The sequence below is a fragment of the Micromonospora sp. NPDC049114 genome (assembly GCF_040648635.1).
GTDB lineage: Bacteria > Actinomycetota > Actinomycetes > Mycobacteriales > Micromonosporaceae > Micromonospora.
The window spans coordinates 146,841-162,310 of the sequence record NZ_JBEZEA010000010.1 but is presented as its reverse complement, the minus strand read 5'-3'; the positions used below and the strand labels follow the sequence as shown (position 1 = coordinate 162,310).

General features: G+C 74.6%; 10 protein-coding genes and 3 tRNA genes. 7 read left to right on the top strand and 6 right to left on the bottom strand.

The genetic code is table 11. The features are described 5' to 3' along the window. Window positions 1–6 precede the first annotated feature (6 nt). Together AB0B39_RS25295 and AB0B39_RS25290 are read left to right on the top strand one after the other, a co-directional pair. Entirely contained in the window at window positions 7–3,192 is a 3,186-nt protein-coding gene (locus AB0B39_RS25295) for an FtsX-like permease family protein (protein ID WP_357575561.1), read from the top strand. Next, the gene (locus tag AB0B39_RS25290; protein WP_357575560.1) at window positions 3,189–5,942 is read left to right on the top strand and encodes an FtsX-like permease family protein; all 2,754 of its coding nucleotides are present in this window, start codon (window positions 3,189–3,191) and stop codon (window positions 5,940–5,942) included. Before AB0B39_RS25295 ends, AB0B39_RS25290 begins: the two co-directional genes overlap by 4 nt. 67 nt (window positions 5,943–6,009) lie before the next feature. On the opposite strand, the gene AB0B39_RS25285 is transcribed toward AB0B39_RS25290, so the two are convergent. From AB0B39_RS25285 to AB0B39_RS25275, 3 genes are all read right to left on the bottom strand, one after another. Continuing rightward, window positions 6,010–6,084, bottom strand: a tRNA-Val gene (locus tag AB0B39_RS25285). A 13-nt stretch (window positions 6,085–6,097) separates the two neighbouring features. After that, a tRNA-Cys gene (locus tag AB0B39_RS25280) sits at window positions 6,098–6,168 on the bottom strand. Window positions 6,169–6,202: 34 nt separating this feature from the next. Further along, window positions 6,203–6,275, bottom strand: a tRNA-Gly gene (locus AB0B39_RS25275). Window positions 6,276–6,689: 414 nt separating this feature from the next. Here AB0B39_RS25275 and AB0B39_RS25270 point away from each other — a divergent pair. Continuing rightward, on the top strand, window positions 6,690–7,292 hold the full coding sequence (locus AB0B39_RS25270; RefSeq protein WP_234581598.1) for a TetR/AcrR family transcriptional regulator: 603 nt from the start codon (window positions 6,690–6,692) through the stop codon (window positions 7,290–7,292). An 81-nt stretch (window positions 7,293–7,373) separates the two neighbouring features. Beyond that, window positions 7,374–7,955 carry a TIGR03086 family metal-binding protein gene (locus AB0B39_RS25265; RefSeq protein ID WP_357575559.1) on the top strand — a complete coding sequence of 194 codons (582 nt, stop codon included), beginning with the start codon at window positions 7,374–7,376 and terminating at the stop codon, window positions 7,953–7,955. Between the two features lie 4 nt (window positions 7,956–7,959). On the opposite strand, the gene AB0B39_RS25260 is transcribed toward AB0B39_RS25265, so the two are convergent. Further along, window positions 7,960–9,093, bottom strand: a complete 1,134-nt coding sequence (locus tag AB0B39_RS25260; RefSeq protein WP_357575558.1) for an alkane 1-monooxygenase — start codon at window positions 9,091–9,093, stop codon at window positions 7,960–7,962. A gap of 222 nt (window positions 9,094–9,315) precedes the next feature. On the opposite strand from AB0B39_RS25260, the gene AB0B39_RS25255 reads away from it, so the two are divergent. Beyond that, entirely contained in the window at window positions 9,316–12,246 is a 2,931-nt protein-coding gene (locus AB0B39_RS25255; protein WP_357575557.1) for a M36 family metallopeptidase, read from the top strand. A 45-nt stretch (window positions 12,247–12,291) separates the two neighbouring features. On the opposite strand, the gene AB0B39_RS25250 is transcribed toward AB0B39_RS25255, so the two are convergent. Further along, on the bottom strand, window positions 12,292–13,146 hold the full coding sequence (locus AB0B39_RS25250; RefSeq protein WP_357575556.1) for a hypothetical protein: 855 nt from the start codon (window positions 13,144–13,146) through the stop codon (window positions 12,292–12,294). Between the two features lie 192 nt (window positions 13,147–13,338). On the opposite strand from AB0B39_RS25250, the gene AB0B39_RS25245 reads away from it, so the two are divergent. Then, on the top strand, window positions 13,339–14,007 hold the full coding sequence (locus AB0B39_RS25245; RefSeq protein ID WP_234581593.1) for a 50S ribosomal protein L11 methyltransferase: 669 nt from the start codon (window positions 13,339–13,341) through the stop codon (window positions 14,005–14,007). A 66-nt stretch (window positions 14,008–14,073) separates the two neighbouring features. Next, the gene (locus AB0B39_RS25240; RefSeq protein ID WP_357575597.1) at window positions 14,074–15,198 is read left to right on the top strand and encodes a cytochrome P450; all 1,125 of its coding nucleotides are present in this window, start codon (window positions 14,074–14,076) and stop codon (window positions 15,196–15,198) included. On the opposite strand, the gene AB0B39_RS25235 is transcribed toward AB0B39_RS25240, so the two are convergent. Further along, on the bottom strand, window positions 15,172–15,465 hold the full coding sequence (locus AB0B39_RS25235; RefSeq protein WP_357575555.1) for a hypothetical protein: 294 nt from the start codon (window positions 15,463–15,465) through the stop codon (window positions 15,172–15,174). The two genes, AB0B39_RS25240 and AB0B39_RS25235, sit on opposite strands and share 27 nt — an antisense overlap. Window positions 15,466–15,470 lie beyond the last annotated feature (5 nt).

Genomic DNA, 15,470 nt, shown 5'->3' with positions numbered 1-15,470 from the left:
GCGACGATGCTGAGGCTGGTCAGCCGGCGTGCCCGCGCGCAGTGGCAGTTGCTGGCGGCCCTCCTCGGGGTCGTCACGATCGGCGCGACACTGCTGGGCACCTGCACCCTGCTGGTCACCCGCACCGCCGAGCGGGCGCTGGAGGTCGCCGTGGCCCGCGCCGCCCCCTCCGCCGTCGACGTGACCGTCTACACCGGAGCCGTGGAGGGTCGGGACACGCGGTCCGTCGCCGCCGACACCCGTACCGTGGTGACCTCCGCGCTCGCACCGTTCCCGGTGACGACCACCGCGCGGGCGTCGACGGTGCTGCGGGCGCTGCCGCCCGCGCTCGCCCCGGGCACCACGGTCCCGCCCCAGGCGTACCTGTCGGGGCTGGACGACCTGCCGGCCCGAGCCGAGCTGATCACCGGGCACTGGCCACAGCACCCCGGCGACGCGGTGCTGCTGGAATCCACAGCCGGACTCCTGCACCTCACCCCCGGCAGCCGGGTGCGCCTCGGCGCCGAGCTGGCCCACCCGCCCGTCCCGGCCATCGACGTGACAGTCGTCGGCGTCGTACGCCCGCTGCCCGGTCGCGGCTGGGACCGCGACCCGCTCGCCGCGGCCGGCTCCGCCACCGGCTACCGGGACGGCCGCTTCCTGCAACCCGTCAACGCCTACGGGCCGTTCCTCGTCGACCTCGCCGACCTGCTCACCACCGGGGCCACCGTCGACCGGATGGAAATCACCGCCCATCCGGACCTGTCCCACCCCCACCGTCGCGACCTCGAAACCATGGCCGGGGCCGTCCGCAGCGCCGACCGCCGGCTGGCCGGCACCCTCGGCGACCGGGTCACGCTCGCCCGTGTCTCCTCCGACCTGGCGCTGACCCTGGGGAACGCCGACGACCAACGGCGCGCGACAGCCGCCGTCGTGCTCGCCACCGCCGTCCTCGGCGGGGTCCTGGCCGCGACGGCACTCGTCCTCGCCGGCCGGCTCACCGCGGGCATCCGCGCGGACGAGACAGCCCTGCGGTCAGCCCTGGGCGCCAGCCGTGGCCAACTCGCGGCCACCGCGACACTGGAGGCAGGGCTCGTCGCCGCCGTCGCCACGGCGCTCGCCATACCTGCCTCGTCGGCCCTGCACGCCGGCCTGACCCACCTCTCGCCGCTGGACGATGCCGGGCTGACCGTCCGGCCGGCCATCACCGGCGCGCAGGTCCTCGCGGTGGCCGGCGGCGCGCTGGTGCTCACCGCTGTGCTCACCGTCCTGGCGATCCGGCCCGTGCCGGCACCCGGCGACCGGCGTACCCGCCGCGAACTGCTGGCCCGATCCGGCGCCGACCTGATGCTCGCGGTGTTCGCCATCGCCGGATGGTGGCAGCTGCACGCGCAGCCCACCGTCGCCAGTCCACGCGCCGACGCGGTCCGGATGTTCGCGCCGGCGCTGCTGCTCACCGCCGGCGCCGCCCTGGCGCTGCGGGTGGTACTGCCCGCCCTGCGCGGCGCCGACCGGCTGGCGTACCGCGCCCGTGGGTTGGCCCTCCCACTGGCGGTGTCCGAGAGCGCCCGCCGGCCCCAGGCGGTCGCCGCCGGGCTGCTCGTCGGGCTGGCCTGCGCGGCCGGAACGTTCGGCCTCGCCTTCGACGCCACCTGGCACCAGTCGCAGCGCGACCAGGCCGCGCTCTCCGTCGGCACCGACCTGGCACTCACCCTCGGTACGACGCCGGTGCCCGGAGACGGCGCGGTCGTCAGCGCGGCCACCGCCGGGGCGGTGAGTCCGGTCCTCAACCGTGGCACCGCCGTCGGCCAGTGGCTCGGCACCGCCGGCGACGCGCCACGCCTGGTAGCCGTCGACACCACCCGCGCCGACGCGCTGCTGCGCGGGCCGGTGGACAGCGACCGCGGATGGGCGGACGTCGGTGCCACCCTGGCACCACGTACCCGAATCACCGGCCTCGCCGTCGCGGCCGGCGCCCCGCTCGTCCTGAGCGGGACGGCGGCCGGCGGCGCCTCGCTCGCCGTGACGCCGCGGCTGCTGCTGCAGGACGCCACCGGACTGCGCACGTCCTGCACCGGTCCTGCCATACCGCTCGACGGCCGGGAGTTTCGGCTCCCCGCCTGCGCGACAGCTGACGGGCTGCGTCTCGTCGCGGTCGCCCTGCCGGTCACCACCGACGTGGGCGACGAACCCGTGGCCATCACCGGACCCGTCGCCATAGCGGTCGCGCTCACCGTGCCGCCCGCGGGCTCGCCGGAGCGGCCCACCGACGGGTCGGACTGGACCGCCACCTCCGCGCCGCCGGTTCCGAGCAGGATGCGCGACCTGACCGTCCAACTGTCTCCCGCGCCTACCGGAACCGCGCTGCGGATGGCCGCGACAGTAGACCTCGACAGCGCCGACGACGCCGCCCGGACCCTCGTCGCCACCGCCTTCGCGGACCCCGGGCCGGTGCCCGTCGCCGTGTCCGCCCGCTTCGCCAGCGAGGTGGGTGTCGCCAGCGGCAGCACCCTCAGCGTCACCGTCGGCACCACGCCCGTCCCCATCGTCGTGGCCGAGGTCGTGCCGACCGTGCCCTCCGCCCCCGGTGCCGTCGCCGTCCTTGCCGACCTGGACACGCTGTCCCGCGCACGCGCCGTCACCGGCGACCTGACGTTCCCGGTCGACGCCTGGTGGGTGGGCCACCCCGCCGGTCCCGACGCCGCCGAACGGGCCACAGCCCTGCACCTGGGCACCGTCACGAACCGCGAGGCGGAGACCGCCCGCCTCACCGGCGGCCCGCTGCGCGCCGGGCTGCCCGCCGCGCTGCGGCTCATCGTCCCGGCCGCGGCCCTGCTGCTGCTCGCCGGCGTCGTCCTGCACGTCACCTGCGATCTGCAGGCCCGCGCCGTCGAGGTGGCGCGGCTGCGCGGCCTCGGGATGTCCCGGCGCGGCATCCGGGCCGTGCTGCTCGGCCAGCACGTCGGCGTGCTGCTGCCCCTGCTCGCGGCGGGCGCGGCCGTCGGCGCGCTCGCCACCCGCGTCGTCGCCCCCCTGCTCGTGCGCTCCGACACCGGCGCCGCGCCCATCCCGGCCGCCCAGCCGCAGTGGCCGTGGCCTGCCGAGACCGCGCTGCTCGCCGTACTGCTCGCCGGATGCCTGCTGGCAGTCGCCGTCGTGGTCACCGTCCAGGTCCGCCGGGCCGACGCCGCGCACCTGCGGGTGGCGCCGTGAACCGCTGGCTGACCCGCCGGTGGCCGGCGCCGCACTGGCCCAGCGTCCGCGGCCGTGGCCGGACCGACGCCGGACCGCTGCTGCTCACCGCCGCCGTCATCGCTGCCGTCGCGCTGCTCGCCGGGGCCGTGCCGGGGCTGCTCCGCGCCGCCGCCGACAAGGCCGTCCAGGACGCGGTCCGCCGCTCCGGCCAGGACTCGAACGTCCTCGTAGGCGCCGACTGGGAACGCGACGACGGCCCGACCGGCGGGCGGGTCCGAACCGCCCACCTCGCCGATGACATCGACAATTTCCGGGACCGGGCGACCTCCGCGCTCGGGCCCGACCTGGACGCCGTGCTGCTTTCGCCCATCGCCGTCGCCAGCGGCCCGATCCTCACCGTCACCGAGGGCAACGCGCCACGTACCTTCCAGTTCACCTACCTGGCAGGCGATGGCGGCGGCCCGGACGTGACCTGGATCGCCGGCAGCGCGCCCGGGCCCACGGTCACCGACGAATACGTCGTGACCCCCTACCAGGGACCGCCCTGGCCGGTGCAGGTCGGCCTCTCCGAGGCGGACGCCACAGAACTCCACCTCGGCCCCGGCGATCGGATTCCGGTCAAGGACGGCCACGGTCGCAAGAAGGACGTCCGGATCAGCGGAATCTACCGACCCGCGGACAGCGCCGACCCCGCCTGGCGACTCGCCCCGGCGCTCCTGCACCCGGTGCCCGGCGCCGACGGCGTGGGGATCACCCGGATCGCCGGCCTGCTGTCACGCGAGTCGCTGCCGGACGCCCGGCTCGCCGTCGGCGAGAACGAACTGCGGCGCACCGTCCACTTCGCACCCGTCCCCGATGCGCTCACCTGGGACACCACAGCGACGCTCGCCAGCCAGGTGGTCAAGCTCAAGGCAGCGTCCGGCTCGTCGGCCGCCCGTGACGAGTCCCTGAAATGGGAGTCGCGGCTCGACGTCACCCTGCGCGAGGTCCGCGGACGGATCAGCGCCGTGTCCGCGCAGGCGGCCGTCCTGCTCATCGGGGTGCTGACCGCCACGGTACTGGTCCTGCTGCTCGCCGCCGACCTGCTGGTCCGCCGCCGCACCCCGGCGCTGAGCGCCGCCCGGCAGCGTGGGGCGGCGCTACCCGACCTCGGTGCGGAACTGACGATCGAGTCCACTGTGGTGTCCCTCGCGGCCGCCGCCGTCGGGCTCGCGCTCGCCCGCGCGGCGGCTCCGGGCGTCTCCTGGGCCTGGGCCGTTCCCGCTGTCCTGGCCGGTGCCGTCGCCGGGCCGGCGTTCGGCATCCTCGCCGCCGCGCGCGCCAGCCGCGACAGGCGTCAACCCGCCAACGCGGCCGCTCGGCGCTGGATCCGGGCGACCGGCCAGCTGCGCCGCGCCGCCGTGGAGGCGGCCGTCCTGATCGCCGCGGTCGCCGCGTTCGTCACCCTGCACCAGGGCGGGCTCCTGCCCGTCGCCTCCGACGGCGACACCGGCGAGCTGACCGGCGACACCATCCTGCCGATCAGCGCCCCCGCGCTGGGCGTGCTGGTCGGTGCGCTGGTCCTGATCCGGCTGCTGCCCCTCGGGGCACGGTTCGCGCTTCGACAGGGCCTGCGCTCGCGCCGCCCGCTGGCCGTGTTCGGTGCCGCCCGGGCCGCCGCGACCGCCGGGCGCGCGCTACCGCTGCTGGTTCTGGTGAGCGCCACGGCGCTCGCGTCGTTCGCGTTCATCCTCGGCACCACGGTCAGCCGGGGCCTGGCCGACGGCGCGTGGAGCAGCGTCGGCGCCGACGCCCGCCTCGACGTCGGCGCCGAGGCCGGGGCCGCCACGCCTGCGGTCGCCGAGCGCATCGCCGCCGCACCGGGCGTCGGGCAGGTGGTCGTCGCGCAGGTGACCGACTCGGCGCGCGTCTTCAGCGAGTCGACGCTGTTCACCCCACGCCTGGTCATCGTGGACACCGCGGCGTTCCAGCGCCTGCTGGCCACCACCCCGCTGCCCGACGCGCCGGACCTGGCCCGGCTCCGGAAACCCGGCCCCGGGGACGTCCCGGCGCTGGTCCGGTCGAGCGACGGTGAGTTGCGGGCCGGTACGCGGTTGCAGCTCCCCCGGGACGTTGCCCCGGCGATCCGTCTCACCGCCGTCGGCACCGCGCCCTCCGTCGGTGGCGCCGGTGACGTCGTCATCGTGGACGCCGCGGCCCTCGCGAGCGCCGGGCTGCCCGCCGTCCCGAACACCGTCTGGGTGACCGGCCCCGGCGCGGCGCGGGCCGTGTCGAACAGCGGCGTCGCCGCCGACGTCGTACTGCGCGCGGACGTCCTGCGGGCGCAGCGGGTGGCGCCGCTGACCGCAGGACTCCTCCGGCTGGCGTGGACGGCCGCCGCGATGCTGCTGGCGCTGGGGCTGCTCGGCCTCACGCTCGCCGCCGCCGCGGGCGCGGCGGAGCGGTGGCAGACCCTGACCCGGCTGCGGACCCTCGGCCTGCGGCACCGCGACGCCCGCTGGGTCGCCGCCGGAGAGGTGCTACCGCCGGTAGTGGTCGCCGCGGTGTGCGGCCCGCTGCTCGGGGCCCTGCTCGCACGCCTGACGCTCGGCCCGCTCGACCTGCGGCTGCTCACCGGCCAGGCCGCCGATCCGGGGGCGGTCCTGCCGTGGTGGCTGCTCGCTCTGGTGAGCGTGGCGCTGCTCGTGGCCGCCGCGACGGTCGTACCTGTCGAGTCGGCGCTGCGGCGACGCGACCGGCTGAGCGAGGTGCTCCGCGCGGGCGAGTAGGACGGCCAGTACGACTGAGGCCCGCTACCGGTTGTCCGGTAGCGGGCCTCAGTCGTACGTCCACAGCTGGTGGGCGATACTGGGTTTGAACCAGTGACCTCTTCCGTGTCAAGGAAGCGCGCTCCCACTGCGCCAATCGCCCGTGCATAATGCCGAGGTGGGGACGGGATTTGAACCCGCGTACACGGCTTTGCAGGCCGTTGCCTCGCCTCTCGGCCACCCCACCGAGGTTGCCCCCGTCATGCGTGGCGGCAGCTCCGAGCGGACGACGGGATTCGAACCCGCGACCCTCACCTTGGCAAGGTGATGCGCTACCAGCTGCGCTACGTCCGCACGCCCCCGGCGTTCCCGGGTGACGGATGAGAACTTTAGCCGAGCCGGTGAACGACTGCCAACTCGGGGTCCGGGTCGGCGCGTCCCCTCCCGCGCGGGCGGGGCGGGAGGCCGGACCCAGGGGGTGGGCCGGACCCACATGGTGCAGGCTTCCTAGGGAGCTAACCTGATTTCCCCATCAGCTCCCGACGGGCACAACCCCGGCATCATGCGACGGTCGATGCCGCTGCCGGCAGCAGAGACCCTTTGACCAGCGAGGACGTACCGCTGCGGCGAGCGGCCGGCCGCGACGAACACCGTCGGGAGACCGGACCACGGCATTCCAGGGAAGTGTCCGGCTTCCGACTCTTACCTCACGAAACGGACGGCGGTGGTAACTGTTCGTGTTCGGATGGATGGGCTACGGTAACGGTCGTGACGAGACGTGCGGCCGAAATCCGCCTGGATGCCCTGCTGCGCACAGCCTGCGACGTGATCGTGGAGCGCGGTCTTGCCAACACCCGGACGGCGGACGTGGCACAGGCCGCCGGCGTGAGTCAGGCCCTGGTGTTCTACCACTTCGCCACCAAGGAGCGGTTGCTCGCGCAGGCGTTCGCGTACGCCGTCGAGCAGGACCTGGCCCGCCTGGACGCGGTCACCCGCTCCTCCGCTCCGCCGTTGACCAAGCTCCGCCGGATCCTCAAGCTCTACACCCCGGCCGGGCGGGCGACCTCCTGGTCGATGTGGATCGACGGCTGGTCCGAGTCGCTGCGCACCCCCGAGTTGGAGAAGGTGTCCCGGCGGCTCGACCTGCGCTGGCGGCAGGATCTCGCCGCCGTCATCGCCGCCGGGGTCGCCGACGGCACCTTCCAGTGCGCCGACCCGGAGGGGGCGGCGTGGCGGATCAGCGCCGTGATGGACGGCCTCGCCGTGCAGCTCGCCGTGCACGACCGGGTGATCTCCCGCCGGCAGTTCGGGGAGTGGGTGCGGCTGGTCACCTCCCGGGAGCTGGGCCTGGGCCCGGCCGACCTGGACTGAGCGGCGACGGCGGGACGACGCCGTACGTCGGGCCGGGCAAAACGGCTCGGGCCAGCACGCCGAGGAGAAACAATCGACGGCATGGACCTGCTGGAGGCGTACCGCCGGAGCCTGGCCGAGTTCGTCGACCGGGTGGACCAGATCGGGCCCGGCCAGTGGGCCGAGGAGACACCGTGCCCGGACTGGGACGTCCGCACCCTGGTCAACCACGTCGTCGGCGAGGACCGGTGGAGCGTTCCCCTGCTCGCCGGCCGCACCGTCGACGAGGTCGGCCACCGCTTCGACGGTGACCAGCTCGGCGCGGATCCGGTCACGACGGCACGGGAGGCGGCCGCACAGGCCGAGATCGCCGTCATCCATCCCGGCACCATCGACCGCACCGTGCACCTGTCGGCCGGCCCGACCCCGGCCGCCGAGTACGTCCGGCAGCTCCTCGCCGAACACCTCGTACACGGCTGGGATCTGGCGGTGGCGATCGGCGCCGACCCGCGGTTCGACCCGGATGCGGTGCGCGTGTGCGCCCGCTGGTTCGCCGGGCGGATCGACGACTACCGGCGCGACAAGCTGGTGCGCGACGGCGCGCGCATGCCCGCCGACGCCGACGAGCAGGATCGTCTGCTGGCCGCCTTCGGCCGCGACCCCGACTGGGCACCGGGCGACTGAGCGGTCACCGTCGGGGCCGCGTGTTGGCCAGCCCCCGATCGCCCCCGTAGTGCGCGAGCACCCGGTGGTCCATCACCCGTCGCCACAGCGGCGGGACCAGCGCCACGACCACCATCGTCGCGTACCCGGCGGGCAGCTGCGGTGACGTGTCGAAGCTGCGCAGCGTCTGGTAGCGGCGCAGCGGGTTCGCGTGATGGTCACTGTGCCGCTGGAGCTGGAACAGGAAGACGTTGGTGACCGTACGGTCGCTGTTCCAGCTGTGCCGCGCGTCGACCTTCTCGTAGCGTCCGGCGGCGGTGCGCTGCCGGGCCAGCCCGTAGTGCTCCAGATAGTTGACCACCTCCAGCAGGGAGAAGCCGACCACCGCCTGCAGGACCAGGAACGGCAGCACCACCGGGCCGAAGACCACTGTCAGCGCGCCGTACAGCGCCAGGGTCATGGCCCACGCGTTGAGCACGTCGTTGCGGTGGGTCCACGGGGACCGGCCGCGGAGGCGGAACCGGCTGGTCTCCAACCGCCAGGCCGAGCGCAGGCTGCCGAGGACGGTACGCGGCCAGAACGCCCAGAAGCTCTCCCCCAGTCGCGAGCTCGCCGGATCCTCCGGCGTGGCGACGCGTACGTGGTGGCCCCGGTTGTGCTCGACGTAGAAGTGCCCGTAGGCGGCCGGCGCCAGGGCCACCTTGGACAGCCAGCGCTCCACCCGCTCGCGCTTGTGCCCCAGCTCGTGGGCCGTGTTGATGGCGATGCCGTTGACCACCCCGACGGTGGCCACCAGACCGGCGGCACCGGCGACGGAAAGGCTGTCCTGGGCCCACACCGCGCAGCACAGCACCAGCGCCGCGTACTGCGCCGGTAGGTAGAGGTAGGTGAGCCAGCGGTAGTAGCCGTCGGCCGCCAGCCGGGGCACCGCCTCCTCGGGAGGGTTCTGCCGGTCGTCGCCGAGCAGCAGGTCGACCACCGGGATCAGGACGAAGACGATGGCCGGGGTGACCCACCACGCCCAGGCGCCGCCGCCGGACCGCCACAGCGCGAAGCCGACGAAGGGCAGCGCCGGCACCAGCAGCGCCAGCGGCCAGAGCGGCTTGCGACGGTCCCGCCAGGCAACGGGCTCGACTGTCGGATCGGCATCGACGGTCATGGGCCAACCTCCGCTCTCGCGTTCTGGCATCGACAGTGACAGCCGTCACGTTGGTTTACAAGAGCGTACCTTTTGTAAAGTCGATTAATCTCGATCAGTCGGCGCGTCGGCGGTCGTGGACCTTGCCGCGCCCCCGGCCGGCTGATATCCACAGATGCGCATGCGTCACCGCGCTGCGTCGGTCGGCAGCCGCCGGCCATCCCGCTCCCACGAGGAGGTCCCGTGCCACAACCGGAGTGGTCACCCCCGATGAGCCGGCGTCGACGCCGGCTCATCGCCGTCCTGGCGACGACCGCGACCATCGCCGCGCTGCTACCCACCGGCACGAGCACCGCGGCCCCCGCCGGGTCGCCGTCCCCGCACCGCTCGTCCGGGCCGTTCGCCGAGGGCAACCACGAGCCCGCCGACCTCGACAACCGCTCCGGTACTGCCGCACCCGACGCCCGCCAGCGCGGCCTGGCCCGCGCGGCCGACCCCGACGTGCGGTGGAACCGGTTCGGCACCCCGCAGGCACTCGGCCCCGGTCGCACCCCGCTCGCCACCGGGCTGCCCACCGACCCGGAGGCCGCCGCCCGCGCCTACCTGCGGGCCAACCGCGACCTGTACGGCATGGACGCCGCGACGGTCGCCGACCTGGACCGGGTGCTGGTCCGCCCGATCGGCAGCGGCGCCGTGGTGACCCTGCGGCAGCGCTTCGGCGACCTGCCGGCTGGGCCGGACGGCCTGGTCACCCTCGCGGTCCAGGGCGGCTCGGTGCTCGCCGTCAACTCCTCGCTGGCCCGCGACACCCGCGCGCCCGCGCCGGCCACCCGCACCGCCGAGCAGGCGTACGCCGACGCGCTCGCCGACGCCCGGCTGACCGCGACGGCGGTGGCCAGCCACACCGTGCGCGCCGTGGCCGTGCCCACCCCGCTGGACGGTCCCCGGGCCGCCTACGAGGTGACCATGATCGGCGCGGACGCCGACCACCCGGCGGCGTTCACCAGCTACGTGGACGGCACCACCGGACAGGTGCTGGTCCGCGAGGACCTCGTCGACTACGACTCGGACAACCCGAGCTGGGCGGTCTTCCCGGCCACCCCGCCCCGCGACCTCGCCGCCGGGCAGGACCCCCGGGTGCGTTGGTGCGGCGACCCGGCCCCCGGCTGCCAGCTCGCGCAACGGGACCCGGCAACCGGCCAGCCGTGGGACGTCGACGCGGCCACCGGCACACCGACCTTCACCTCGCGCGGCAACTCGGCCAACACCGTGCTCTCCTGGGGCAACAACACCCCGGTCGTCCCGGCCACCCCCAGCCCGGAGCGCCGCTACGAGTACCCGTTCACCGACCAGTGGCACCAGGCCAAGTGCAACCCGGGGGTGTTCACCTCCGCCCAGCGCAACGACGCGGACGCGGCGATCGCCAACCTCTTCGTCATGCACAACCGCATGCACGACTGGGCGTACCAGCTGGGCTTCACCGAGTCGGCGTGGAACCTGCAGGCGGTCAACCTCACCCCGTCCGGGCTGGGCGGTGACGCCGAGCAGGGTCGCGCGCAGCAGGGCGCGCTGACCGGCAACCGCAACAACGCCAACCAGGGCACCGGGCGCGACGGCGTGCCGCCGACCACAAACATGTACCTGTGGCAGCCGCAGGCCGGTGGCCCGTACCCGCCGTGCGTGGACGGCGACTACGACATGACGGTGATCGGCCACGAATACACCCACGCCATCACCAACCGGATGATCGCCGGCCCGGACAGCGGGATCAGCGGCCACCAGGGCGGGTCGATGGGTGAGTCGTGGGGCGACCTGCTCGCCGCCGAGTACCTGTACCAGAACGGGCTGCGCGCTCCCGGTGAGACGCCCTTCGTGACCGGCGGCTACGTCACCGGCAACCTGGTCAGCGGCATCCGCAACTACGACCTGAGCCGCAGCCCGCTGAACTACTCCGACATCGGCTACAACACAGGTGGCCCCGCCGTGCACGCCGACGGGGAGATCTGGGGCGCCACCAACTACCGGGTCCGCTCGGCACTGGTCAAGCGGTACGGCCTCGGCACCCCCCAGCGGCAGCTGGAGTGCGCGCAGGGCAAGGTCACCGCCGACAGGTGCCCGGGCAACCGGCGCTGGTCGCAACTGGTCTTCGACTCGTTCCTGCTCCAGGCGGCCAGCCAGGTCAGCATGCTCGACATGCGGGACAACATGCTCACCGCCGACCTGCTGCGCTTCGGGGGCGCGAACCAGGACCTGATCTGGGCCGAGTTCGCCCGCTCCGGGATGGGCCGGGACGCCGTCACCAACGGCGCCGCGGACACCGACCCGACGCCGAGCTTCGCCTCGCCGCGCGGCGGCAACGCGACGCTCACCCTGCGTCCCCGCGGGGACAGCGCCGACGCGCCGATCCGGGTGTACGTCGGGGCGTACGAGGCGCGGGCCACGCCGATCGCGGACACCGACCCGGCGACGCCGATCCCGGACACCGTGGAGATGGTGGCCGGCACGTACGACCTGCTGGCCGTCGCGCCCGGCTTCGGGCACCAGCGGCTCAGCGTGGTCGCCGACGCCGGCCGGACCGGCTACGTGGACCTGCGGTTGAGTCGCAACCTCGCGTCCACGGCCTCCGGTGCCACGATCAGCGGCGACGGGGTCAACCTGGACCGGGTCGCCGACGACACCGAGGCGACCAACTGGGCCTCCCTGGACGGGGTGGCCGGCCGGCAGCTCACCGTGGACCTCCCGGGCGACGGCCCGCAGACGGTCAAGCGGGTGAACGTCAGCGCGATGCTGCGACCCGCCATCGTCGGGGACGCCGACACCGGCAGTCAGAACGCGCTCAGCGCGTTGCGCTCGTTCGCGGTGTCCGCGTGCGACGCGACGACCACCGACTGCGCCGACCCGGCGCACTGGCAGCGGATCTACACCAGCGCGGGCGACGCGTTCCCCGGCGGGGCGTACCGGGCGTACAGCCGCGACATCAACCTGCGGACGTTCGCCGTGCCCGCCACCCTCGCCACCCACCTGCGCCTAGAGGTGCTGGCCAGCCAGTGCACCGGCGGCCCCCAGTACGCCGGTGAGCAGGACGACGACCCGGCCACGACGACTGACTGCGCGACCGCCAGCCCGGCCAAGGCCCAGGTCAGGATCGCCGAGTTCCAGGCGTTCACGAAGTGACACCGTCGGGGCCGGCGGTCCTCCGCCGGCCCCGACGACCCCCGGTCAGCGGCGGGCCGGTCGCCAGCGGTCCGCCGGCGCCTGCCGCTCCCAGAGCCGGTCCACCGGCGGGTCCTCGGCCTCGGCGGTGGCCCGGGTCAGGTGACGCAGCCGCAGCAGCAACCCCACCCCGAGCGAGAGCAGCAGCCCGCCGAGCAGGAACGCGGCCTGCACGATGCCGAACCCACCGGCCTGCGAGACCGGTCGGCCAGCGGCCGGCGGCGCGGCGTCGACGCTCTGGTCGGCGACCGGTTCCTCGGCCGGGGCGCTCTCCGGCGCCGGCTCGCTCGGCGGGTCGCTGGGCTCGGCCGCCGTCGCGCTCGGCGTCGGTGTCGGCGTACGGGTCGGCCCGGCCCCCGCCCCCACCACCGACCGGGTTGCGCTCTGGCGGGCCAACAGGCGCAGGTTGGCGTCGTACGCCTCGGCGGCGAGAGTGACCCGCCCCTGGGTGACGTCCTCGGCGAAGGCCACCCGGTAGCGGGCGGTGACCGTGCGGCCCGGGCAGAGCGTGCCCGGGTCGAGTTGCCGATCGGTCAGCCGGGCCACGTCACCGTCGGTCCGGATCTCCAGCGGGAAGTCGCCGCTCTCCTCCACCCGGTCCATCTTCACCTGGTCGAGCCGGATGCCCTGTACGCGCAGCACCATCGACCAGCGCACCTTCGCGCATCCGCCGCGCCGGTCCGTCTGCGAGACCACGGCGGAGATCGTGCGCACCTGGCCTCCCGCGGTGAACCGGGCCGGCAGGCCGCTCATCTCGGTGGCGAAGGCCGCCTGGGCCGGCGCGGCCAGGGTCAGCACCGCCCCTGCAACGCCGGCAACCAACGCTCCGAGCCGCAGCGCGTACCGCCACACGATCACCACCACCTCGCTCCTTCTCGTCCCTGGAGGGAAACGCTAGGAGGAATCGGGCGGGCCGGACAGAGGGGTGTCTTCGCACCGGACGCCAAGCACGGGGGGTCATTTCACCGACAGTGGTGAACCCTTCACCCGTACCTCCACTCCCCCGACCGTCTCCGTGCGTCGGCGGGCTGACCGGTGCGCGAGAATTGCCGGGTGTCCGAGCTCTCCAGCACCTTCGTCCGGCTGCACGCCCGGCTCGCCCCGGTCTCCTTCGTTCCCGAGGTGCGCCTGCACCAGGCGGACGAGCCGATCGGGCTCTGGGAGCTGACCGAGGGCGAGTTCTCCAGCGACCGGCCGCCGCCGTTCTGGGCCTTCGCGTGGGCCGGCGGGCAGGCGCTCGCCCGCTACGTCACCGACCACCCGGAGCTGGTCGCCGGCCGCCGGGTGCTCGACCTCGCCTCGGGCTCCGGCCTGGTGGCCATCGCCGCCGCCCGGGCCGGCGCGGCGTCCGTGCGGGCCGTCGAGGTGGACGAGCTGGCCGTCGCGGCCGTCGCGCTCAACGCCGAGGCCAACGGGGTACGCGTCGACGCCGAGTTCGGCGACATCCTCGACGGTGACGCGGGCGACGCCGAGGTGGTGCTCGCCGGGGACGTGTTCTACAGCGAGGCGATGGCCCGCCGGGTGCTGCGGTTCCTGCTGCGCGCCACCCGGGCCGGGGCGCCGGCGCTGGTCGGTGATCCCGGCCGGGCGTTTCTGCCGCGGGACCGCTTCGACGAGCTGGCGACCTACGACGTGCCGGTGCCGGAGGCCCTGGAGAGCGTCCGGGTGAAGCGCACCACCGTCTGGCAGTTGCGCGCCGGCCTGCCGAAGGCTGCCGGCTAGCGTGTCGACGTGCTGTTCTCCGGCTGGGCGTCCGAGGTCGAGGCACCCTGGCCGGACGTCGCCGAGGTGACCGACCATGTAGGCGTCCGTCACCTCGTCGTCACCCGGCACGCCCTGGTCCGGCAGGTCCTCGCCGACCCGGTCCGCTACCGGCCGGACAACGCCCTGGACGCGGTGACCCCGATGCCGGTGAGCGCGCTGCGGGTGCTCGCCGGGCACCGGTTCCGGTTGCCGCCGACCCTCGCCAACAACTCCGCCGCCAGCCATCCGCAGATCCGGGCGATCGTCGCGGACGCACTGCACCCCACCCGGGTCGCGGCGCAGCGCCCCTGGCTCACCGCTCTGGTCCGGGAGCGGGTGGCCCGGCTGCGCGCCGCGCTCGACGCCGGTGCGCCGGTCGACCTGTACGCGGACCTCGCCGCCGACCTGCCCCTGCTGGTGCTGGCCCGGCTTGTCGAGTTGCCGGACGCGCCGGTCGGCGCGGTCAAGGAGTTCGCCCGGGCGGCGCTGGAGCTGTTCTGGGCGCCCCTGGACGGCGACCGGCAGCTGGCGCTCGCCAGCGAGGTGGGCCGTTTCCACGGCGTACTGCGGGAGTTCGCGGCCACCGGCGGCGGCCTGGCCGCCGAGCTGCGCGCGGGCGGCCACCCGCCGGACGTGGTGGTCGGCGCGCTCTTCTTCCTGCTGGTCGCCGGCCAGGAGACCACCTCGCAGTTCCTCACCCTGCTGCTGCACCGGCTGGCAGTCGAACCGGCGGTACGCGCCGGCCTGCGCACCGGCGACGTCGCGGTGGCCGACGTCGTCGAGGAGGGGCTGCGCCTCGAACCGCCCATCGTCACGTGGCGACGCGTCGCGGCGGTGGACGGCACGCTGGGTGGGACCGCCGTGCCGGCGGGCACCAGCATCGTGCTGTGGCTGGCGCGCGCCGGCCGGGACCCGGCGATCGTCGAGGCCCCCGACGAGTTCCGCCCGGGGCAGCGCGGGTCGCGCCGGCACCTGGCGTTCGGGGCGGGTGCGCACCGCTGCGTCGGCGACGTGCTGGCCCGGATGGAGGCGGCAGTGGTGGTGGCCGAGGCGACGCCCCTGCTCGACGGGGTGAGCGTGGTCCGGCCGCCGTGGTGCCCGGACAACCTCACCTTCCGGATGCCGGACGCCTTCGTGGTGCGGTCAGTCGAGCGGTCCGCCGACCAGTAGCACGATGCCCCCGATGACGGCCACGGCTCCGAGGAGGAGCGTGACGCCGCCGACGAGGAACCGCCCGAAGCGGAAGCCGACGGCCCCGCGCACCTCGGCCGGATCCCGCTCCGGAACGCCCCACAGGCGGTTCCACGGGTTCCTCGACAACCGGCGGGTTTCCGCGTCGACAAACCCGAACAGGTCGAGGGTCATCGTCAGCCCGATGAAGACCAGCAGCAGGCCGAAGCCAAGGGTGGCGAGTACCTGCAGGATCCACCGTGTCATCGGCT